Below are 20,191 nucleotides of genomic sequence, written 5' to 3'. Positions count from 1 at the left end.
TCAGACCGCGATCGGGGTGTAGACGGAGTTCTTCTCGGCGCTCTCCTCCACGGCGGCGAGCACGCGCTGCACCTGGAGCCCGTCCGTGAAGGAGGGGTCGGGGCGGCTGCCCGCGGCGATGGCGTGGACGAGGTCGCGGGCCTGGTGGACGAAGGTGTGCTCGTAGCCGAGGCCGTGGCCCGGCGGCCACCAGGCCTCCAGGTAGGGATGGTCGGGTTCGGTGACGAGGATGCGGCGGAAGCCCGCCTCCGTGCCCGGCTGGGTGCCGTCGTGGAAGGACAGCTCGTTGAGCCGCTCCAGGTCGAAGGCGAGCGAGCCGCGCTCGCCGTTGAGCTCGATGCGCAGGGCGTTCTTGCGGCCGCTGGCGTAGCGGGTGGCCTCGAAGGAGGCGATCGCGCCGGAGGGGAAGCGGGCCGTGAACAGGGCCGCGTCGTCCACGGTGACCTCGCCCTTGCCGGCGGCCGAGACGGAGGACAGCCCGCTGCTGGCGCCGGTGGGCAGCGGCCGTTCCCGCACGAAGGTCTCCGTCAGGGCGGACACGCCGGCCAGCGGCTCCCCCACGAGGTACTGGGCGAGATCGATGATGTGCGCGCCCAGGTCGCCGAGCGAGCCCGAGCCGGCCTGCTCCTTGCGCAGCCGCCAGGTCAGCGGGAACTCGGGGTCGACCAGCCAGTCCTGGAGGTACGTCACGCGCACGTGCCGCAGCCGGCCGAGCCGGCCCTCGGCGACCATCCTGCGGGCCTGGGCGGTGGCCGGGAGCCGGCGGTAGTTGAAGCCGACCATCGCCACCTGCCCCCGCCCGTACGCCTCCTCGGCCGCCCGGGCCATCGAGGTGGCCTCCCCGACGGTGTTGGCCAGCGGCTTCTCGCACAGCACGTGCTTGCCGGCGGCCAGGGCGGCCAGGGCGATCTCGGCGTGACTGTCGCCCGGGGTGCAGATGTCGACGAGGTCGACGTCGTCCCGCGCGACTAGGGCACGCCAGTCGGTCTCGACGGACGCCCAGCCGTGCCGGTCGGCCGCCGCCCGGGCGGCGGACCGGTCCCGGCCGCAGATCACGGCCTGCACCGGGTCCAGCGGCAGGTCGAAGACGCGGCCCGCGGTGCGCCAGCCCTGGGAGTGGGCGGCGCCCATGAAGGCGTAGCCCACCATCCCCACGCGCAGGGGTGGTTTGCCTGCCTCGGTCCCATCTGACGGCGCTTGCGGCTGTCCCATACGGGTGTCCTCCTCGTCCTGGTCGGGGTGGCGCACGTGGGGGGTGCGGGCGGGATCACTTGAAGCCGGTGGGCATGTACTGGTCGACGTTGGTCTTGTCGACGACGGCCGAGTAGAGCGTGATGGAGGCGGGGATCTCGAACTCGGCCATGCCGCCGATGCCCTTGCCCTGGCCGAGGGCGCGGGCGAGATCGATCGCGGAGGCGGCCATGGTCGGCGGGTACAGCACCGTCGCCTTGAGCACGCCGTCGTCCTGCTTGATGGCCTGGAAGGCGGACAGCGCGCCCGCCCCGCCGACCATCAGGAAGTCGTCGCGCCCGGCCTGCTCGATGGCGCGCAGCGCGCCCACGCCCTGGTCGTCGTCGTGGTTCCACAGCGCGTCGAACTTCGACTGCGCCTGGAGCAGCTGGGCCATCTTGGCCTGCCCGGACTCGACGGTGAACTCGGCGGCCTGGCGGGCGACCTTCTTGATGTTGGGGTAGTTCTTCAGGGCGTCGTCGAAGCCCTTGGTGCGCTGCTTGGTGAGCTCCAGGTTGTCGAGGCCCGCCAGTTCGATGACGCGGGCGTCGGGCTTGTCCTTGAGCTTCTCGCCGATGTAGTGCCCGGCGTTGAGACCCATGCCGTAGTTGTCGCCGCCGATCCAGCAGCGGTACGCCTGCGGGGTGTTGAAGATCCGGTCGAGGTTGACCACGGGGATGCCCGCGCGCATCGCCTTCAGGCCGACCTGGGTGAGGGCCTTGCCGTCGGCGGGGAGCACGACCAGGACGTCGACCTTCTTGTTGATGAGGGTCTCGATCTGGCCGATCTGCTGGGCGGTGTCGTTGGAGCCCTCGGTGATCTCCAGGGTGACGTCGGAGTACTTCTCGGCGCGGCTCTTGGCGTTGTCGTTGATGGCGTTGAGCCAGCCGTGGTCGGCCTGCGGTCCGGCGAAGCCGATGGTGACCTGCTTGCCGGGCTTGTCGTCGGCGGCCGGCTGGTTGTTGCCGGCCGGCTCGTCCTTGGAGTCGGACGGCTCGTTGCTGGTGCACCCCGTGATGAGGGCGCCGGCGGAGACGGCGGCGGCCCCGAAGAGCAGTCCTCTGCGGCTCGTGATCTCTGGCATGGCGGTGAACCCTTTCCTCAGGTCGTGCTCGCGGTACGGCGCTGGACCAGCACGGCGGCGACGATGATCGCGCCCTTGGCGATCTGCTGGACGTCGCTCTGCAGGTTGTTCAGGGCGAAGATGTTGGTGATCGTTGTGAAGATCAGGACGCCGAGGACGGAGCCGGTGATGGTGCCGCGGCCTCCGGTGAGGAGGGTGCCGCCGATGATGGCGGCGGCGATGGCGTCGAGTTCGTAGAGGTTGCCGTTGGTGTTCTGGCCCGAGCCGGCCAGGACGATCAGCAGGAAGGCGGCGATGCCGCAGCACAGTCCGGACAGCAGGTAGAGGTAGAGCCGCTGGCGGCGGACGTCGATGCCGGCGAGCCGGGCGGCCTCCGGGTTGCCGCCGACGGCGACGGTGCGGCGGCCGAAGGTGGTGCGGTTGAGCACCAGCCAGCCGATGACCGTGACGACGGCGAACACCATGACCAGCGGCGGGATGCCGAGGACGTAGGCGTCGCGCTCGCCGAGGTCGAGCACGGACGGAACGGTGACGATCTGCGTCTTGCCGTCGGTGATCTGCAGGGCGAGACCGCGGGCGGAGGCCAGCATGGCGAGGGTGGCGATGAACGGCACCATCGCGCCGTAGGCGATGAGCACCCCGTTGACCAGGCCGCAGCCGACTCCGACGACGATCGCCGTGAAGAGGATGCCGGCGAAGCCGTACTCCTGGGTGGCGACGGTGGTGGCCCACACCGAGGCGAGGGCGACGATCGCGCCGACCGACAGGTCGATGCCGCCCGAGACGATGACGAAGGTCATGCCGACGGTGACGACGCCGATGACGGACGCCTGGGTGAGGACGAGTTGCAGGTTGCGGGTGTCGAGGAACTCGTCGGGCTTGGTGATGCCGCCGATGAGGACCAGCACGGCGAGCACGCCGAGCAGGGACAGGGTGCGGACGTCGGCGCGGAACAGCAGGCCGCGCCAGGCGGGGGGTCGGGCCTGGGGCACCTTGTCGGTGCTGCTGTCCAGCGGCGGGGAGACGGGCTGCGTCATGACGCCGGGCTTCCTTCCATGACCAGGTCGAGTACGCGGTGTTCGTCGAGTTCGCGTGCGGGTGCCGTGTGGACGACCCGGCCCTCGCGCAACACCAGGACGCGGTCGGCGAGGCCGAGCACCTCGGGCACCTCGCTGGAGACCAGCAGCACCGCGAGGCCCTCGTCGGCGAGGCGGCGGATGACCGCGTAGAGCTCGGCGCGGGCGCCGACGTCGACGCCGCGGGTGGGTTCGTCGAGCAGCAGCACCTTGCAGCCGCGCAGCAGCCATCGGGCCAGGACGGCCTTCTGCTGGTTGCCGCCGGACAGGGTGCGCACGGGCACCGACGGGTTGTCGGGCCTGAGCGACAGTTCACGGGTGGCGGCCCGGGCGGCGCCGAGTTCGGCGCCCCGGTCGATCCAGCCGCCGCGTGAGAAGCGGGACATGGAGGAGACCGAGACGTTGCGGGTGACGGACTCCAGCATCAGCAGGGCCTGCGCCTTGCGCTCCTCGGGGGCGAGCCCGAGCCCGGCCCGGACGGCGGCGCGGACGCTGCCCGGCTTCAACGGCCGTCCGTCGACCAGCACATGACCGGACGTCGGCTTGCGGGCGCCGTAGACGGTCTCCAGGATCTCGGAGCGGCCCGAGCCGACGAGCCCGGCGAGGCCGACGATCTCGCCCGGCCGCACGTCGAGGTCGAGTGTCTCGAACTCCCCCTGCCGTGACAGCCCCTGGACCCTCAGCACGGGTTCCGCGGTCGGCGGGGAGGCGGGCCGGTCGGGGAAGACGTACTCGACGTTGCGGCCGGTCATCAGGGCGACGACGTCGCGGGTCGGGGTCGACTTCGCGGGCAGTCCGTTGGCCACGGCCCGGCCGTCCTTCAGGACGGTGACCCGGTCGCCGATGCGCCGGATCTCCTCCAGGCGGTGGGAGATGTAGACGACGGCGACTCCGGCGGCCGTCAGGTCGCCGACGATGCGGAAGAGGTTGTCGACCTCGTCCGGGTCGAGGGCGGCGGACGGCTCGTCCATCACGATGAGCCGCACGTCGTGGGAGAGCGCCCGGGCCATGGACACGATCTGCTGCTGCGCGGCGGAGAGTTCCCCGACCAGGCGGCCCGGGTCGATCTCCCCGTGGCCGAGCCGCTTGAGCAGCGCGGCCGTCGACGCCTTGGCCGCCTTGCCCCGGACGACGAAGCCGGCGGCGGTCGGCTCGTGTCCGAGGTGGACGTTCTCGGCGACCGACAGGTGCTCCACCAGGTCGAGTTCCTGGTAGATGGTCGCGATGCCGAGGCGCATGGCGGCGATCGGCGAGCGCAGGGTGACGTCCTCGCCGCGCCAGCGGATGGTGCCGGTGTCGGGCTGGTGGGCGCCGGCCAGGACCTTGATGAGGGTCGACTTGCCGGCGCCGTTCTGGCCGAGCAGGCAGTGCACCTCGCCGGCCAGGACGTCGAGGTCGACGCCGTCCAGGGCCCGGACTCCGGGGAACGACTTGGTGATGCCGGACATGCTGAGCAGCGGTGGTTCTGGTGCCATGAGGTCCCCTTGGCGGGCGTGCGGGCCGGTTCAGGGCAGGGCGAAGCTCGGTACCGCGAGCGTGGTGCCGACGTGCTGAGGTGCGCTTAGGCGGGAGAGAACAGGTGGTCGCTGATCAGCCGGGCCGCGCCGGTGACACCGGCGGCGGGTCCCAGCTCGCCCAGGACGATGGGCAGGTTGCCGGTCGCGAGCGGGAGCGACTGGCGGTAGACCTGGGTGCGGATCGCGGCGAGCAGGGTGTGGCCGAGGCCGGTCACCCCGCCGCCGATCACCACCAGGCCGGGGTTGAAGAAGCTGACCAGGCCGGCGATGACCTGGCCGGTGCGGTTGCCGCCCTCGCGGATCAGTTCCAGGGCGGTGGCGTCGCCGGCGGCGGCCGCGGCGGCCACGTCGACGGCCGTCAGGTCGCCGTTGGTCTCCAGGCGGGACGCCAGTTCGGCCGAGAGCCCCTGCTGGGCGGCCTCCAGGGCGTCGCGGGCGAGGGCCGCCCCACTGAAGTGGGCCTCCAGGCAGCCCCGGTTGCCGCAGGCGCAGGGCCGGCCGTCGGGGACGGCCTGGATGTGCCCGATGTCGCCGGCGCTGCCCGTCGTGCCGCGGTAGACCTCACCGCCGACGACGATGCCGCAGCCGATGCCGGTGCCGATCTTGACGCAGAGGAAGTCGGGCACGGTGCGGGCGACGCCCGCGTGCTGCTCCCCCATCGCCATCAGGTTCACGTCGTTGTCGACCATGACCGGGCAGCCCAGTTCCTGGCTGAGCGCCTCCCGCACGGGGAAGCCGTCCCAGCCGGGCATGATCGGCGGTGCGACCGGGATGCCCTCGGGGAAGCGGACCGGGCCCGGGACGCCGATGCCGGCGCCGTCGAACCCCTCCGCGAGCCCGGAGGCCCTCAGCTTCGCGGCCATGGCCAGGACCTGCTCGAAGACCGCGACCGGGCCTTCGCGCACGTCCATCGGGTGGTTGATGTGCCCCAGGGTCTCCAGCTCGGCGTTGGTGACGGCGACGTCGACCGAGGTCGCGCCGATGTCGACGCCGAGGAAGCGGAGTTCGGGGTTGAGCCGGATGTTGTGGGAGCGGCGGCCGCCGCGCGAGGCGGCGAGTCCGTCGGCCACGACCAGCCCCGTCTCCAGCAGCCGGTCCACCTCCACGGCGAGCTTGGATCGCGAGAGGTCGACCTGGTCGCCCAGCTGGGCGCGGGAGTTGGGGCCGCCGTCGCGCAGCAGCTTGAGCAGTCGGGCCTGATGGGCGTTTCCGGGTCGTGCGGTCATACGTCTCACGAGCCCCTCCCCGCCTCGATCGGCCTGTGCGCGCCGGTTTTCCGCCACCTCGGTGGCGGGCTTTCGGAGGGAACGTAGCAGCGGCTGCCGGGAGTGGGAAGAAGTCGCGCAGGAATTGCCCCCTACTTTTTCCACTCAGAGGACAAAGGCGGGGGCAGGGCCCTCCCCCGCAGGCATGTTCCGAGAGGTCCGCGCACCGCGCAGGGGCACGCCGACGGCCCGGAGCGCGCAGGCGCCCGGGCGTCGCGGATCAGGCGGTGCCGCGGATCAGGCACTGCCGCCGATCAGGCAGTGCCGCGGGCCGGCCGCATCTCACGAGCGGGCTCACGCGCGCCACCGGCCGACCGAGCCCTACGAACGGGCTCACAACGCGCTACCCGGCCGGCCGAGCCTACGAGCGGGCGCGCGCGTGGTACGAGCGGCGGGTGTGCTCGGTGTGTTCGCGCATCAGCTGGGTCGCCCGCTGCTCGTCGCGGGCGGTGACGGCGGCGATGAGTGCGCGGTGCTCGATCCAGGACTGGTGGCCGCGCTGGCGGGCCACCGGCGTGTAGTACCAGCGCACGCGCCGGTCGACCTGCGCGGCGAGTTCGGCGAGGACCGTGTTGCCGGCCAGCTCCATGATCTTGGCGTGGAAGCGCGCGTTCATGGCGACGGCCCCGTCCACGTCGTCCGCCTCCACGGCCTTCTCGCCCTCCGCGCAGAGCGCTTCCAGGGTGGCGATGCCGGCGCTGTCGGCGTTGGCCGCGGCGAGGCGGGCCGCCTCGGCCTCCAGGAGCGTGCGGACCGTGAGGAGCTGGTCGGCCTCCTCCTCCGTCGGCTCGTGGACGAACGCGCCCTGGGCGGGCCGCAGATCGACCCACCCCTCGGTGTTGAGCCGCTGCAGCGCCTCGCGCACCGGCTGCCGGGACACGCCCAGATGCCCGGCGAGCTCGCTCTCGACCAGGTGCTGGCCGGGCTGCAGGGCACGGGTGGTGATGAGTTCGAGGAGTGCCTCGTAGACACGGTCGCGCAGCGGACCCGGGCGTTCCAGCTTGGGTACCGCCCCTTGGGGCAGGCCTGTCGACAGCATCGCGGTCCCCCTCCTGGGCAGGGCCGTGCACGGGCGGCCGACGCCGGTGTCGCCGCAGAGTCAGTATTGATTGTCTTTCGTCTACAGTCTACGGCGCACAAGAGCCAGGGTTGCGCGGAGTTGACCGCGTCACACCCCTGTCGCGGACGGCGGGTTCAGGGGCAGCGCACGACCTGTCCGGCGTAGGAGAGGTTGCCGCCGAAACCGAACAGCAGGACCGGGTCGCCCGTGGTGATCTCGCCGCGCTCGACCAGCTTGGAGAAGGCCAGCGGGATGCTCGCGGCCGAGGTGTTGCCGGACTCGGTGACGTCCCGGGCGACGACGGCATCGACGGCGCCGATCTTCTCGGCGAGGGGCTCGATGATGCGCAGGTTCGCCTGGTGCAGCACGACCGCGGCGAGGTCCGCGGGCCGGAGTCCGGCCCGCTCGCACGCCCGGCGCGCGATGGGCGGCAGCTGGGTCGTCGCCCAGCGGTAGACGCTCTGCCCCTCCTGCGCGAAGCGCGGCGGGGTGCCCTCGATCCGTACGGCGTTGCCCATCTCGGGCACCGAGCCCCACAGCACGGGTCCGATCGCCGGCTCGTCCGCGGCCTCCACCACCGCCGCCCCGGCCCCGTCCCCGACGAGCACGCAGGTGGTGCGGTCGCTCCAGTCGGTCACCTCGGACATCTTGTCGGCGCCGATGACCAGCGCCCGGGCCGCGCCCCCCGCGCGCACGGCGTGGTCGGCGGTGGCCAGGGCGTGGGTGAAGCCGGCGCACACCACGTTGAGGTCCATGGTGGCGGCCTGCGGGACGCCGAGCCGGGCGGCGACCCGGGCGGCCATGTTGGGCGAGCGGTCGACGGCGGTGGAGGTGGCGACCAGCACCAGGTCGATGTCGGCCGGGGCCAGCCCGGCCGCCGCGAGGGCCTTGGCGGCGGCGTGCGCGCCCAGCTCGTCGACCGGCTCGTCGGGGCCCGCGATGTGGCGGGTGCGGATGCCGACCCGGCTCCTGATCCACTCGTCAGTGGTGTCCACCAGGCCCGCCAGGTCCTCGTTGGTGAGCACCTTGGCGGGCTGGTAGTGGCCGACGGCGGCGATGCGCGAGCCGTTCATTGGGTGGATCCCCCTCGTTGCCTTGGGTAGCGGATCCACCAGTCTGATCAGTGACTCACGGGTACGACGGCAGGTGAGGCGACAGGAAACGGGCGCCCTGGTTGTCGGCTTCCGTCAGGAGCTCGGACGCCCGGACACCTGTCGAACGGCTACCCGGTGAACAGCTGCGTCGCCTTGCGGACGAGCTCGTACAGCCCGTACGCGAGCGGGACGCCCACCCACACCCAGGCGAGGGCGATCAGCCACCGCCGGTCGGGGCTAGGCGGACTCTGACTGCTGTCGCTCGGCATGAGCGGCCTCCCTCGGGGCGGGAACGTGGTGACGGGGGGCGACGGGGCGGACCAGTTCGTTGGCGACGAAGCCGACGACAAGCAGGCCGATCATGATGACGAACGACAGACCGTAAAGGGACGCGCCGTCCCGGCCCGCCGCCTCCTGCCGGTCGGCGATCCAGTTCACGATCAGCGGCCCGAGCACCCCGGCCGTGGACCAGGCGGTGAGCAGCCGCCCGTGGATGGCCCCGACCTGGTAGGTGCCGAAGAGGTCCTTCAGATACGCCGGGATCGTCGCGAAGCCGCCGCCGTAGAAGGAGAGGATCACGAGCGCGCACAGGACGAACAGGGGCTTGGAGGAGTCGCCGAACAGGGCGAGGAGCGTGTACATCAGCGCGCCGACGCCGAGGTAGAGGCGGTAGATGTTCTTGCGGCCGATGAGGTCGGAGGTCGAGGACCAGCCGATGCGCCCCGCCATGTTCGCCGCCGACAGGAGCGCGACGAAACCGGCGGCGGCCGTCACCGACACCGGCGTGGAGGTGTCCGCGAAGAAGTCGGTGATCATCGGCGCGGCCTTCTCCAGGATGCCGATGCCGGCGGTGACGTTCATGCAGAGCACGATCCACAGGCACCAGAACTGGGGGGTGCGGATGGCCTGGTTCGCCGACACCCGCGGGCCGGTGGGGGTGTGCGGCGCGGTTCCCGGCGCCTCTTGGGCGGCGTCACGCGGCACCCGGACCAGCAGCACGCCCAGCAGCATGAAGACCGCGTACGACAGCCCGTGCACCAGGAACGCCAGCGCGATGCCGGAGCTGTCGGAGCCGAAGGACTCCAGCATCTGGGCGCTCCACGGCGAGGCGATGAGCGCGCCGCCGCCGAAGCCCATGATGGCGATGCCGGTGGCCATGCCGGGCCGGTCCGGGAACCACTTGATGAGGGTGGAGACCGGGGAGATGTAGCCGATGCCGAGGCCGATGCCGCCGACGAAGCCGTAGCCGAGGACGATCAGCCAGTACTGCTCCAGGGACGCGCCCAGCGCGGAGAGCAGGAAGCCGGACGAGAAGCAGACCAGGGCGACGGTCATCGCCCAGCGCGGGCCGTTGCGCTCCACGAGCGTGCCGCCGAACGCGGCGGACAGGCCCAGCATGACGATGCCCAGCTGGAAGGGCAGCGCGCTCTGTGTTCCGCTGAGCCCGAGGGCGGACTCCAGGGGCGGTTTGAACACGCTCCAGGCGTAGGCCTGGCCGATGGAGAGGTGTACGGACAGAGCGGCGGGCGGGACGAGCCAGCGGCTCCAGCCCACGGGCGCGACGGGGGGACTCATGAACCCCGGACGGTAGGGATCCGTGGGGCTGTTGAGAAGGCGGTGCGTCGACCGTATGCGATGAGCGGTATCCAGCATGCGCCGAACGGTCGTTGCGCGGACCCTTGCCGCCCCAACCTCCATACTGTAGACAATATTTCGTCGACAGAGTCTCGGCAGTTCCTCGGTACCCTCGACCGAACGGAGCTCCCTCGTTATGAAAGTCGCAGTTCTCGGCGCCGGTGCCATCGGCGCCTACGTCGGCGCCGCGCTCCACCGCGCGGGCGCCGATGTGCATCTCATCGCCCGTGGACCGCACCTGGCGGCCATGAGGCAGCACGGAGTCCGGGTGCGCAGCCCGCGCGGCGACTTCACCGCGCACCCGCACGCGACCGACGACCCGGCCGAAGTGGGCCCGGTCGACTACGTCTTCCTGGGCCTGAAGGCCAACGCGTACGCGGCGTGCGGGCCGCTGATCGCGCCGCTGCTCGACGACACCACGGCCGTCGTGGCGGCCCAGAACGGCATCCCCTGGTGGTACTTCCACCGGCACGGCGGTCCCCACGACGGCCACCGGATCGAGAGCGTGGACCCCGACGGCGCGGTCAGTGCGGTGCTCGCGCCCGAACGGGCCGTCGGATGCGTCGTCTACGCGGCGACCGAGCTCGAAGGCCCGGGCATCGTACGGCACTTGGAAGGCACCCGGTTCTCCATCGGCGAGCCCGACCGCAGCCGCTCGGCGCGCTGTCTGGCCTTCGGCGAGGCCATGCGGGAGGGCGGACTGAAGTGCCCGGTGGAGCCGGACCTGCGCAACGACATCTGGCTGAAGCTGCTGGGCAACATCTCCTTCAACCCGATCAGCGCGCTGGCCCGCGCGACCATGCGGCAGATGTGCCTGCACGGCGGCACCCGCCGGGTCATCGAGATCATGATGACCGAGACGCTGGCGGTCGCCGAGGCCCTGGGCTGCGAGGTCGGGGTCTCCATCGAGCGCCGGCTGGCGGGCGCCGAGCGGGTCGGCGACCACCGCACCTCCACGCTCCAGGACCTGGAGCGCGGCAAGCCGCTCGAACTCGACGTGCTGCTCGCGGCGGTGGTCGAGCTGGCGGAGATCACCGGCGTGGAGGTGCCCACCCTGCGCACCGTGCACGCCATCTCGGACCTGCTCGCGCTGAGGAGCGCCGCATGAGGAAACGTGAACCGAAGACCTACACCCGACTCACCCACCCCCTCGTGCGGGACGCGCGGGACCAGCCGTTCCGGCGGGCGAGCTGGGAGGAGGCCCTGGACCGGGCGGCCCGGGGGCTGGAGCGCCACCGCGGCGCCTTCGGCATGTTCTCCTGCGCCCGCGCCACCAACGAGATGAACTACGTGGCGCAGAAGTTCGCCCGGGTCGTCATGGGCACCAACAACGTCGACTCCTGCAACCGCACCTGCCACGCGCCGAGCGTGGCGGGCCTGTCGGCGGCGTTCGGCTCGGGCGGCGGGACGTCGTCGTACGAGGAGATCGAGCACACCGACGTCATCGTGATGTGGGGCTCCAACGCCCGTTTCGCGCACCCGATCTTCTTCCAGCACGTGCTGAAGGGGATCAGGAACGGGGCACGGATGTACGCGGTCGATCCGCGCCGGACGTCGACCGCCGAGTGGGCGGAGAGCTGGCTCGGGCTGAACGTCGGCACGGACATCCCGATGGCGCACGCGATCGGCCGCGAGATCATCCACGCGGGCCTCGTCAACGAGGCGTTCGTCGAGCGGGCCACCACCGGCTTCGAGGAGTACAAGGCCCTGGTCGAGCCGTGGACCCTGTCCCTCGCCGAGAAGGTGACGGGCGTACCGGCGGCGGCGATCCGCGAGCTGGCCCACGCCTACGCCCGGGCCGAGCGCGCCCAGCTGTGCTGGACCCTCGGCATCACCGAGCATCACAACGGCACCGACAACGTCCGCGCGCTGATCAACCTGTCCCTGCTCACCGGGCACGTCGGGCGCTGGGGCTCGGGCCTGCAGCCGCTGCGCGGGCAGAACAACGTGCAGGGCGGCGGCGACATGGGCGCGATCCCCAACCGCCTGCCGGGCTTCCAGGACATTCTCGACCCGGACACCCGGCTGAAGTTCGAGACGGCCTGGGACACGGTCATCCAGCCGCACTACGGCCTGAACCTCACCGAGATGTTCGAGGCCATGGAGGACGGCACCCTGAGGGCCGTCTACTGCATCGGCGAGAACCCGGCCCAGTCCGAGGCCGACAGCGAGCAGGCCGTACGGCGGCTGAAGGCGCTCGACTTCCTGGTCGTGCAGGACATCTTCCTGACGAAGACGGCGGAGCTGGCGGACGTCGTCCTGCCCGCCACGGCCGGCTGGGCGGAGACCGAGGGCACCACCACCAACAGCGAACGCCGGGTCCAGCGTGTGCGCCGGGCCGTCACCCCGCCCGGCGAGGCCCGCGAGGACATCGACATCCTCTGCGACCTCGCCGCCCGCCTCGGCCACGACTGGAAGTACGCCGACGCCGAGACCGTGTGGAACGAGCTGAGGTCGGTCTCCCCCGACCACTACGGCATGACCTACGCGCGCCTGGAGGAGCATCAGGGCATCCAGTGGCCCTGCCCGAGCACCGACGGACTCGAACCGACGTACCTGCACGGCCGGTTGTGGGACCCCGACCCCGCGCGGCGCGGGCGGCTCGCGCCGTTCGGGATCGTGCAGCACGACCCGCCGGTGGACCTCACCGACGAGCGGTACCCGATCCGGCTCACCACCGGGCGGCGCCTCGACTCGTACAACACCGGGGTGCAGAGCGGCGGTTACGCCTCCCCGCTGCGCCGCGGCGAGTACATCGAGCTGTCCCCGGAGGACGCCGAGCGGTACGGGGTGGTGGTCGGGGAGCAGGTGCGGGTGACCTCGCGGCGCGGGTCGGTGACGGCGCCGGTGTGGGTGGACCCCGCACTGCGGCCCGGGCTCGCCTTCATGACCATGCACTTCCCGGACGAGGTGGACACCAACGCGCTGACGATCGAGGCGAACTGCCCGATCGCGGGGACGGCGGAGTTCAAGGCGTCGGCGATCCGGATCGAGAAGCTGCCCATCGCGACCATCGTGGGGTGACGCACCGTGGACCTGCACTTCGGCGACAGCAAACCGACGGACGAGGAACGGGCGGCCGTGGACGCCCTGCTCGGGCCCCCGGAGTCCTCCTGGGAGGGCGCCGCCCGCGACGAGATGCGGGCCGCCGACCTGCGGTGGGCCCGGGGCGGACGCGAGGCCCGGGACCGCCGCGACCTGCTGCTGCCGGGGCTGCACGCGATCAACGACCGGATCGGCTGGATCAGCGACGGCGCCCTCGACTACCTGTGCCGGCGGCTGACGGTGCCGCCGGCGGAGGCGTACGGGGTCGCCACCTTCTACGCGATGTTCTCCGTCAAGCCGCGCCCGGCGACCGTGCTGCACGTGTGCACGGACCTGGCGTGCGCGGCGGCCGGTGCTCCGGAGCTGTGCTCCGGGATCGAGGAGCGGCTGGGCCCCGGCAGCGGGGTGAGCGTGCAGCGCAGCCCCTGCCTGGGCCTGTGTGAACGCGCCCCGGCGGCGCTCGCGATCAGGGCCGGGGACCCGGTCCGTACGGCGGTGTCGGCACCGGCGACCGTGGCGGAGGCCGTCCTCGCCGCGAGCGCCCCCGACTCGGCGCCGGAGGAGCCCCCGGCCGCGCTGGCGGTGCCCCAGGCCGGGCAGGACGGCCTGATGCTGCTGCACCGCGTCGGCGTGGCCGACCCGGCGTCCCTCGACGACTACCGCGCCCACGGCGGGTACACGGCCCTGCGCCGGGCCTTCGAGCTGGGCCCGGCGGGCGTCATCCGGGAGGTCACCGACTCGGGTCTGGTCGGGCGCGGCGGGGCCGCCTTCCCCACCGGCCGCAAGTGGCAGGCCACGGCGTCCCAGCCGGACCGTCCGCACTACCTCGTCTGCAACGCCGACGAATCCGAGCCGGGCACCTTCAAGGACCGCGTCCTGATGGAGGGCGACCCGTACGCGCTCATCGAGGCGATGACGATCGCCGGGTACGCGACCGGCGCCCACCGGGGCTACCTGTACCTGCGCGGCGAGTACCCGCGCGCCCTGCACCGGCTGGAGCACGCGATCGCCCAGGCCCGCGCCCGGGGCCTGCTCGGTGACGACGTTCTCGGCCAGGGCTACGCCTTCGACATCGAGATCCGCCGCGGCGCGGGCGCCTACATCTGCGGCGAGGAGACGGCCCTGTTCAACTCCATCGAGGGCTACCGGGGCGAGCCGCGCTCCAAGCCGCCGTTCCCCGTGGAGAAGGGCCTGTTCGGCAAGCCGACGGTCGAGAACAACGTCGAGACGCTGGTCAACGTCCTGCCGATCCTGACGATGGGCGCCCCCGCGTACGCCGCGATCGGCACCGGGCGCTCGACCGGACCGAAGCTGTTCTGCGTGTCGGGGAGCGTGGAGCGGCCCGGTGTGTACGAGGTGCCGTTCGGGGCGACGCTCGGCGAGGTGCTCGCGCTCGCCGGGGTACGGGACGGGCTGCGGGCGGTGCTGCTCGGCGGTGCCGCGGGCGGCTTCGTACGCGCCGACGAACTGGACGTCCCGCTCACCTTCGAGGGGACGCGCGAGGCCGGCACGACCCTGGGCTCGGGCGTCGTGATGGCCTTCGACGGCAGCGTGCCCCTGCCCCGGCTGCTGCTGCGCATCGCCGAGTTCTTCCGCGACGAGTCGTGCGGGCAGTGCGTGCCCTGCCGGGTCGGGACCGTGCGGCAGGAGGAGGCGCTGCACCGGATCGTAGAGCGCACGGGCGCCGCCGCCGCGGGCGACATCGCCCTCCTCCGGGAGGTCGGCCGCGCGATGCGGGACGCCTCGATCTGCGGTCTGGGGCAGACCGCGTGGAACGCCGTGGAATCCGCCATCGACCGTCTGGGGGCGTACGAATGACCGTCACACCGCTGGGGATCCCGCGCCGGCTGCTGGAGTTCACGCTCGACGGCGAACCGGCCCGGGTCCCCGAGGGCTCGACGATCCTCGACGCCTGCCGGGCGGCGGGCAAGGACGTCCCGACCCTGTGCGAGGGCGACACGCTGCGGCCGAAGAACGCCTGCCGCGTCTGTGTCGTCGAGGTCGAGGGGGCCCGCACCCTGGTCCCGGCGTGTTCCCGCAAGGCCGAGCCGGGCATGGAGGTCCGCACGGACACCGAGCGCGCCCGGCACAGCCGGAAGATCGTCCTGGAACTGCTCGCGTCCTCCGTCGACCTGTCCACCACGCCCCGGGTCGCCGAGTGGCTCAAGGAGTACGAGGCCAAGCCGGACCGCTTCGGCCCGGACGCGGCCCGGCTCAACGAGGAGCCGCGGGTGGACAACGACCTCTACGTGCGCGACTACGACAAGTGCATCCTCTGCTACAAGTGCGTCGACGCCTGCGGCGACCAGTGGCAGAACACCTTCGCGATCTCGGTGGCCGGGCGCGGGTTCGACGCCCGGATCGCCGTCGAGCACGACGCGCCGCTGACCGACTCGGCGTGTGTGTACTGCGGGAACTGCATCGAGGTGTGCCCCACGGGCGCGCTGTCCTTCAAATCTGAGTTCGACATGCGTGCGGCGGGTACCTGGGACGCGTCGCGGCAGACGGAGACGACCACGGTGTGCGCGTATTGCGGAGTGGGCTGCAACCTGACGCTGCACGTACAGGACAATGAGATCGTCAAGGTCACCTCACCGCACGACAATCCGGTGACCCACGGCAACCTCTGCATCAAGGGCCGCTTCGGCTACCAGCACGTACAGAACCGGGACTGATCAGGACATGGGACGAGTCACGGAACGACGCAAGGTGCTCCGCATCCGGGACGGGGCGGTCTCCAGCCGGCCCGACACGCTCGTCGCCGAGGAACCGCTGGAGATCCGGCTGAACGGCAAGCCCCTGGCGATCACCATGCGCACCCCGGGCGACGACTTCGCGCTGGCGGCGGGCTTCCTGGTGAGCGAGGGCGTGCTGGGCGGGCAGCGGGACCTGCGGAACATCGTCTACTGCGCCGGGGCCACGGCCGACGGTTCGAACACGTACAACGTGGTCGACGTGCAGACGGCCCCGGACGTGGCGATCCCCGACATCACCCTGGAGCGCAACGTCTACACGACGTCCTCCTGCGGTCTGTGCGGCAAGGCGTCCCTGGACGCGGTGCGCACCACGGCCCGCTGGCCCATCGCCGACGAACCGCCGGTCCGGGTCACCCCCCAACTGCTGGCGAGCCTGCCCGACCGGCTGCGCGCGGCCCAGCGGGTCTTCGACCGGACCGGGGGCCTGCACGCGGCGGCCCTGTTCTCCGAGGAGGGCGAGCTGCTGGACGTCCGGGAGGACGTGGGCCGGCACAACGCGGTCGACAAGCTGGTCGGCCGTGCCCTGCAGAACGGCGGGCTGCCGCTGTCGCGGGCGATCCTGCTCGTGTCGGGCCGGGCCTCCTTCGAGCTGGCGCAGAAGGCCGTGATGGCCGGTATCCCGGTGTTGGCGGCGGTGTCGGCTCCGTCGTCGCTGGCGGTGGACCTGGCCGCCGAGACGGGCCTGACGCTGGTGGGCTTCCTGCGGGGCAGCTCCATGAACGTGTACGCGGGTGAGGACCGGATCGCTGTGCGGGCCGCGGCCGCCCAGGGCTGAGCAGGTTCGCCCCGCTGCACGGCGGCGGGGCCCCGACCGGCGGGGAGCGCCCCCTGCGCCGCAGGGGCCCCGTCTCGGCCCGGCCCGCGCCGGGGCCGTCAGCAGCCCGTGCCGGATGCCCGCACCGGGTCGTCAGCAGCCCGTGCCGGATGCCCCGCGGCTGGTCAGTCGCCCGTGCCGGATATCCGGCGCAGCATGCCTGTGAACTGTTCGCGCTCGGCCGCCGAGAGCGGGGCGAGCAGTTCGTCGTTGGCCGCCCGGGCCGCCGTCTCGCAGCGCTTGAGCAGCCGGGCTCCCCGGGCGGTGAGGGACACCGCGTTCTTGCGCCGGTCCCTCGGGTCCGGCTCGCGCACCGTCAGGCCGGCCGCCTGGAGGTCGTTGAGGATGCCGACCAGGTCCTTGGGGTCGAGCGCGACCGCGCGGCCGAGGTCGGCCTGGGCGACGGGGGCGAGGTCGCGCACGGCCGACAGCACCACGTGGTGCCACATCCGCATGTCCTGGCCGGCCAGTGCCTCGGCCACCAGGGCGCGGCCCCGGGCGGCGGCACGGCCGAGCAGCCAGCTGGGCAGGGAGCGGATCGCGGGCAGGGGTGCTTCCGACATGACCGCAGCCTAACCAAGAGATCGTTGGTCCTCCCTATGATCGTCCTATACCGTTGGGCATCCCGACGAATTCGTTGGGAACACCAACGACCCGCTGGGTGACCAGCGACCCCGGAGGTGCGATGCGCCGCGTCCGCTACGAATCCCGAGGCGGCCCCCTGTTCGTCGAGGAGGCCCCGGTCCCCGCACCCGGCCCCGGAGAGCTGCTGGTGCGCACGGAGGCGATCGGCGTGACGCTCCCGGTGGTCCGGAAGGTCACGGAGGCGGCCGAGCCGGTGCCGCTCGGCGGTGAGATCGCCGGGGAGGTCACGGCCGTCGGCGAGGGCGTCACCCGCTTCTCCCCCGGCGACCGGGTGACCGGACTCTGTCTCGGGCACGGCTACGCCGACTTCGCGCTCCTGCACGAGGCGATGACCTCCCCGGTCCCGGGCGGCTCCGGCGCCGTCACCGCCGTCGCCCTGGTCCGCAGCGGCCTGGTCGCGCTCGGCGCCCTGGAGGCGGCGCGCCCCGAGCCGGGCGAGGCGGCCCTGGTCACGGCCGCGGCGAGCGGCGTCGGCCATCTGGCCGTGCAACTGGCCAGGACACGCGGCGCGGGACGGGTCGTGGGCGCCGTCTCCGACCCCGCCAAGGCCGGCTTCGTCCGGGACCTCGGCGCCGACCAGGTCGTCACCTACGGCGACGACAGCTGGGGCACACCCGTCGACTACGTCCTGGACGCCGTGGGCGGGGAGTTGCTCACCCCGGCCCTCGCCGCGCTCGCCCCGGAGGGGCGGCTGGTGGCGTACAGCTCGGGCGGCGGCACCGTCCGGGCGTACGACCTGCTCGCCGGCGCCAAGTCGGTCATCGGCTTCCAGACGGCCCGCGTCGCCCGCGGACGGCCGGAAGTCCACGAGCGGTGGCGCGAGGAGCTGTGGCGGCTGTTCGCGGCCGGCGAGCTCCGGCCGGCCGTGCACGGGGAGTTCGCCCTGGCGGACGCGGCGAAGGCGCACGGGGAGATCGAGGCGCGGTCCAACCTCGGCAAGGTCGTCCTGATCCCCTGACGCGCGGTTCTTGTGGGGGGTCTGAGAAGCCAAGTACCGTCTGTGGCCCACACATGGGACGTGGGATGTCCGGATGACCGGATGTCTCCCCTGATGCCCGGTGGTCCAGCCGACAGACGCATGAAGGGCAGGTCGCACCATGCCGTCAAGTCTTCGCACCCGTCTGAGATCCACCCTGACAGCCGCTCTCGCCGCCACGGCGCTGCTCGCGCCCACCGCACCCGCCGAGGCCGGACCGGCCACGGCGTCGGCGGAGTTCGAGCAGCAGGTCCTGTTCAAGGCCTCCCAGGACCCCGGGTACGCCTGCTTCCGGATCCCGGCGATCGTGCGCACCACCAGCGGCACCCTGCTCGCCTTCGCCGAGGGCCGCGTCCTCAACTGCGGTGACGCCGCCGACATCGACATCGTCCTCAAGCGCTCCACCGACGGCGGCCGCACCTGGGGCCCGCTCCAGGTCGTCAACGAGGGCGCCGGCGACACGCACGGCAACCCGGCGCCCCTCGTGGACACCCGCACCGGCCGCGTCCTGCTGGCCGAGACGTACAACACCGGCCGTATGGACGCCGGGAACTGCCAGATCCCCTGCGACCGCACCCCGCACCTGCAGTACAGCGACGACGACGGGCGGACCTGGTCGCGGCCGCGCGACCTGAGCGACGAGATCCTCCCCGACGACTGGAACTCCTGGTACGCCACCGGCCCCGTGCACGGCGTCCAGCTGACCCGCGGCGAGCACGCCGGGCGGCTCGTGTTCGGCGTCAACACCGAGACGTGGAACGGCAGCAGGGTCTCCGCGAACCACGCGGCGCTCATCGTCAGCGACGACGGCGGCGACCACTGGCGGGTCGGCGCCACCGACTCCTGGCCCATAGGGGAGGACGGCACCTTCCGGCAGAAGCCGTCCGAGGTGACGCTCACCGAGCGCGCCGACGGCGCCCTTCTCGTCAGCGGCCGCGAGCAGGACGGCACGGACCTGGGGCATCGCGCCCAGACGTTCAGCACGGACGGCGGCGACAGCTTCGCCACGCCCTTCCGCGCCCTGCCGGACCTCTACACCCCGCAGGTGCAGGGCGCGACGCTGCGCCTGGGCGACCGCATGCTGCTGTCGGCCCCGGCCGATCCCGACCGCCGCCGCACGATGATGGTCCGCTCCTCCTACGACGGCGGCCGCACCTGGGAGAGCGTGGACCGGGGCACGGTCGTCACCACCGACTGGTCCGGCTACTCCGACATGGCGGCCGTCGACGGCTCGACGGTGGGCCTGCTCTACGAGGGCGGCGCGGTCGACGCCCGGGACGAGATCCGCTTCGCCCGGTTCACCGAGGACTGGCTCAAGCCCCGCAGGGGTGCCGACCCGACCACCCGGGACGCGGCGGCGGGCGCCAGGCCGGCGGCCGTTCTCGGCGGAGCCGCGCGGACGGCGGGCGTACGCGGCAGCGCGATGTCCTTCGACGGCACCGACGACGCCGTACGGCTGCCGTACCGCGCGGGACTGCCGCTCGGCGAAGGGGACTTCACGGCCTCCCTGTTCTTCCGCTACACCGCCACGGCCGGCGAACAGCCCTTCCTGTGGATGGGCGGCATCGGCAGCGCCCAGCCGCAGGTCTGGCTGCGCGGCGAGCCGGCGAGCGACCGGGTCCGGGCGTTGATCACCACCCGCTCGGACGCCACGACCGTCCGGACGGCCTCGGTGTGGAGCGACGGCGCGCGCAACGACGGCCGCTGGCACCATCTGGCGCTGCGCCGCGGCGGCGGGCGGCTGACGCTCTTCCTGGACGGCGAGGCGCTGAGCACCGCGGACGTGGCGGGTTCGGTCAGCCGCAACTCCCCCTTCGGCGTGCACATCGGGCAGCGCGTGGACAGCAGGGCGTTCCTCACCGGGGCGGTCGACGACGTCCGCGTGTGGAACCGGGCTCTGTCCGACCGGGAGCTGGCCTCCGGCGCCTCGGGCGCGGCCGCGCGGGGCACGGTGGCCTGGCTCCCCATGGACCAGGTCAGCGGCAGCAACTAAC

At 72.4% G+C, this 20,191-nt stretch carries 17 protein-coding genes; 7 read left to right on the top strand and 10 right to left on the bottom strand.

Annotated elements, in window-relative coordinates; translation table 11 throughout:
- From ACIGAQ_RS03170 to ACIGAQ_RS03130, 9 genes are all read right to left on the bottom strand, one after another.
- Entirely contained in the window at window positions 1-1,212 is a 1,212-nt protein-coding gene (locus tag ACIGAQ_RS03170) for a Gfo/Idh/MocA family oxidoreductase (protein ID WP_311681009.1), read from the bottom strand.
- A gap of 55 nt (window positions 1,213-1,267) precedes the next feature.
- Window positions 1,268-2,314 carry a substrate-binding domain-containing protein gene (locus ACIGAQ_RS03165; RefSeq protein WP_094053648.1) on the bottom strand — a complete coding sequence of 349 codons (1,047 nt, stop codon included), beginning with the start codon at window positions 2,312-2,314 and terminating at the stop codon, window positions 1,268-1,270.
- 17 nt (window positions 2,315-2,331) lie between these two features.
- A complete protein-coding gene (locus ACIGAQ_RS03160; protein ID WP_094053647.1) occupies window positions 2,332-3,351 on the bottom strand; it encodes an ABC transporter permease in 1,020 nt (339 codons plus the stop codon).
- Complete coding sequence (locus ACIGAQ_RS03155; RefSeq protein WP_311681008.1) at window positions 3,348-4,865, bottom strand: sugar ABC transporter ATP-binding protein; 1,518 nt, start codon at window positions 4,863-4,865, stop codon at window positions 3,348-3,350. Before ACIGAQ_RS03155 ends, ACIGAQ_RS03160 begins: the two co-directional genes overlap by 4 nt.
- A gap of 86 nt (window positions 4,866-4,951) precedes the next feature.
- Window positions 4,952-6,133 (bottom strand): ROK family transcriptional regulator, encoded by a 1,182-nt coding sequence (locus tag ACIGAQ_RS03150; protein WP_362279239.1) that lies wholly within the window; start codon window positions 6,131-6,133, stop codon window positions 4,952-4,954.
- A 400-nt stretch (window positions 6,134-6,533) separates the two neighbouring features.
- Window positions 6,534-7,211: a GntR family transcriptional regulator gene (locus tag ACIGAQ_RS03145; RefSeq protein WP_311681005.1), complete on the bottom strand. Its 678-nt coding sequence runs from the start codon at window positions 7,209-7,211 to the stop codon at window positions 6,534-6,536.
- A 155-nt stretch (window positions 7,212-7,366) separates the two neighbouring features.
- Entirely contained in the window at window positions 7,367-8,305 is a 939-nt protein-coding gene (locus tag ACIGAQ_RS03140) for a beta-ketoacyl-ACP synthase III (RefSeq protein ID WP_362279240.1), read from the bottom strand.
- Between the two features lie 149 nt (window positions 8,306-8,454).
- Window positions 8,455-8,595, bottom strand: coding sequence for a hypothetical protein (locus ACIGAQ_RS03135; protein WP_179272410.1), 141 nt, complete (start codon window positions 8,593-8,595; stop codon window positions 8,455-8,457).
- On the bottom strand, window positions 8,564-9,901 hold the full coding sequence (locus ACIGAQ_RS03130; protein WP_311681003.1) for an OFA family MFS transporter: 1,338 nt from the start codon (window positions 9,899-9,901) through the stop codon (window positions 8,564-8,566). The genes ACIGAQ_RS03135 and ACIGAQ_RS03130 overlap by 32 nt, the downstream gene beginning before the upstream one ends.
- A 196-nt stretch (window positions 9,902-10,097) precedes the next feature.
- Here ACIGAQ_RS03130 and ACIGAQ_RS03125 point away from each other — a divergent pair, with 196 nt between their 5' ends.
- The 5 genes from ACIGAQ_RS03125 to fdhD are packed head-to-tail and all read left to right on the top strand — an operon-like array spanning window position 10,098 to window position 16,537.
- The gene (locus tag ACIGAQ_RS03125; RefSeq protein WP_399778741.1) at window positions 10,098-11,069 is read left to right on the top strand and encodes a 2-dehydropantoate 2-reductase; all 972 of its coding nucleotides are present in this window, start codon (window positions 10,098-10,100) and stop codon (window positions 11,067-11,069) included.
- Window positions 11,066-12,985: a molybdopterin-dependent oxidoreductase gene (locus tag ACIGAQ_RS03120; RefSeq protein ID WP_311681001.1), complete on the top strand. Its 1,920-nt coding sequence runs from the start codon at window positions 11,066-11,068 to the stop codon at window positions 12,983-12,985. The genes ACIGAQ_RS03125 and ACIGAQ_RS03120 overlap by 4 nt, the downstream gene beginning before the upstream one ends.
- A 6-nt stretch (window positions 12,986-12,991) precedes the next feature.
- Window positions 12,992-14,824, top strand: coding sequence for an NAD(P)H-dependent oxidoreductase subunit E (locus tag ACIGAQ_RS03115; RefSeq protein WP_399778739.1), 1,833 nt, complete (start codon window positions 12,992-12,994; stop codon window positions 14,822-14,824).
- Window positions 14,821-15,681, top strand: coding sequence for a 2Fe-2S iron-sulfur cluster-binding protein (locus ACIGAQ_RS03110; protein ID WP_362279249.1), 861 nt, complete (start codon window positions 14,821-14,823; stop codon window positions 15,679-15,681). Before ACIGAQ_RS03115 ends, ACIGAQ_RS03110 begins: the two co-directional genes overlap by 4 nt.
- 7 nt (window positions 15,682-15,688) lie before the next feature.
- The gene (gene fdhD / locus ACIGAQ_RS03105) at window positions 15,689-16,537 is read left to right on the top strand and encodes a formate dehydrogenase accessory sulfurtransferase FdhD (protein WP_399778736.1); all 849 of its coding nucleotides are present in this window, start codon (window positions 15,689-15,691) and stop codon (window positions 16,535-16,537) included.
- A 164-nt stretch (window positions 16,538-16,701) separates the two neighbouring features.
- Here the strand turns inward: fdhD and ACIGAQ_RS03100 are convergent, their stop codons facing one another.
- Window positions 16,702-17,139: a MarR family winged helix-turn-helix transcriptional regulator gene (locus ACIGAQ_RS03100; RefSeq protein WP_311680996.1), complete on the bottom strand. Its 438-nt coding sequence runs from the start codon at window positions 17,137-17,139 to the stop codon at window positions 16,702-16,704.
- A gap of 122 nt (window positions 17,140-17,261) precedes the next feature.
- On the opposite strand from ACIGAQ_RS03100, the gene ACIGAQ_RS03095 reads away from it, so the two are divergent.
- On the top strand, window positions 17,262-18,179 hold the full coding sequence (locus tag ACIGAQ_RS03095) for a zinc-binding alcohol dehydrogenase family protein (RefSeq protein WP_399780650.1): 918 nt from the start codon (window positions 17,262-17,264) through the stop codon (window positions 18,177-18,179).
- A gap of 139 nt (window positions 18,180-18,318) precedes the next feature.
- Window positions 18,319-20,190 (top strand): exo-alpha-sialidase, encoded by a 1,872-nt coding sequence (locus ACIGAQ_RS03090; protein ID WP_399778734.1) that lies wholly within the window; start codon window positions 18,319-18,321, stop codon window positions 20,188-20,190.
- Window position 20,191: the final 1 nt, after the last annotated feature.

The organism is Streptomyces sp. NPDC085932, from assembly GCF_044540525.1.
GTDB lineage: Bacteria > Actinomycetota > Actinomycetes > Streptomycetales > Streptomycetaceae > Streptomyces > Streptomyces levis.
Note: the sequence above shows the minus strand (reverse complement) of the source record. Positions and strands in the feature narration are given on the sequence as shown.

What these genes read in the sequence shown, in the direction of transcription:
- ACIGAQ_RS03170 (WP_311681009.1), bottom strand. Translation starts at nt 1,212, where the DNA reads ATGGGACAGCCGCAAGCGCCGTCAGATGGGACCGAGGCAGGCAAACCA.
- ACIGAQ_RS03165 (WP_094053648.1), bottom strand. Translation starts at nt 2,314, where the DNA reads ATGCCAGAGATCACGAGCCGCAGAGGACTGCTCTTCGGGGCCGCCGCC.
- ACIGAQ_RS03160 (WP_094053647.1), bottom strand. Translation starts at nt 3,351, where the DNA reads ATGACGCAGCCCGTCTCCCCGCCGCTGGACAGCAGCACCGACAAGGTG.
- ACIGAQ_RS03155 (WP_311681008.1), bottom strand. Translation starts at nt 4,865, where the DNA reads ATGGCACCAGAACCACCGCTGCTCAGCATGTCCGGCATCACCAAGTCG.
- ACIGAQ_RS03150 (WP_362279239.1), bottom strand. Translation starts at nt 6,133, where the DNA reads ATGACCGCACGACCCGGAAACGCCCATCAGGCCCGACTGCTCAAGCTG.
- ACIGAQ_RS03145 (WP_311681005.1), bottom strand. Translation starts at nt 7,211, where the DNA reads ATGCTGTCGACAGGCCTGCCCCAAGGGGCGGTACCCAAGCTGGAACGC.
- ACIGAQ_RS03140 (WP_362279240.1), bottom strand. Translation starts at nt 8,305, where the DNA reads ATGAACGGCTCGCGCATCGCCGCCGTCGGCCACTACCAGCCCGCCAAG.
- ACIGAQ_RS03135 (WP_179272410.1), bottom strand. Translation starts at nt 8,595, where the DNA reads ATGCCGAGCGACAGCAGTCAGAGTCCGCCTAGCCCCGACCGGCGGTGG.
- ACIGAQ_RS03130 (WP_311681003.1), bottom strand. Translation starts at nt 9,901, where the DNA reads ATGAGTCCCCCCGTCGCGCCCGTGGGCTGGAGCCGCTGGCTCGTCCCG.
- ACIGAQ_RS03125 (WP_399778741.1), top strand. Translation starts at nt 10,098, where the DNA reads ATGAAAGTCGCAGTTCTCGGCGCCGGTGCCATCGGCGCCTACGTCGGC.
- ACIGAQ_RS03120 (WP_311681001.1), top strand. Translation starts at nt 11,066, where the DNA reads ATGAGGAAACGTGAACCGAAGACCTACACCCGACTCACCCACCCCCTC.
- ACIGAQ_RS03110 (WP_362279249.1), top strand. Translation starts at nt 14,821, where the DNA reads ATGACCGTCACACCGCTGGGGATCCCGCGCCGGCTGCTGGAGTTCACG.
- fdhD (WP_399778736.1), top strand. Translation starts at nt 15,689, where the DNA reads ATGGGACGAGTCACGGAACGACGCAAGGTGCTCCGCATCCGGGACGGG.
- ACIGAQ_RS03100 (WP_311680996.1), bottom strand. Translation starts at nt 17,139, where the DNA reads ATGTCGGAAGCACCCCTGCCCGCGATCCGCTCCCTGCCCAGCTGGCTG.
- ACIGAQ_RS03095 (WP_399780650.1), top strand. Translation starts at nt 17,262, where the DNA reads ATGCGCCGCGTCCGCTACGAATCCCGAGGCGGCCCCCTGTTCGTCGAG.
- ACIGAQ_RS03090 (WP_399778734.1), top strand. Translation starts at nt 18,319, where the DNA reads ATGCCGTCAAGTCTTCGCACCCGTCTGAGATCCACCCTGACAGCCGCT.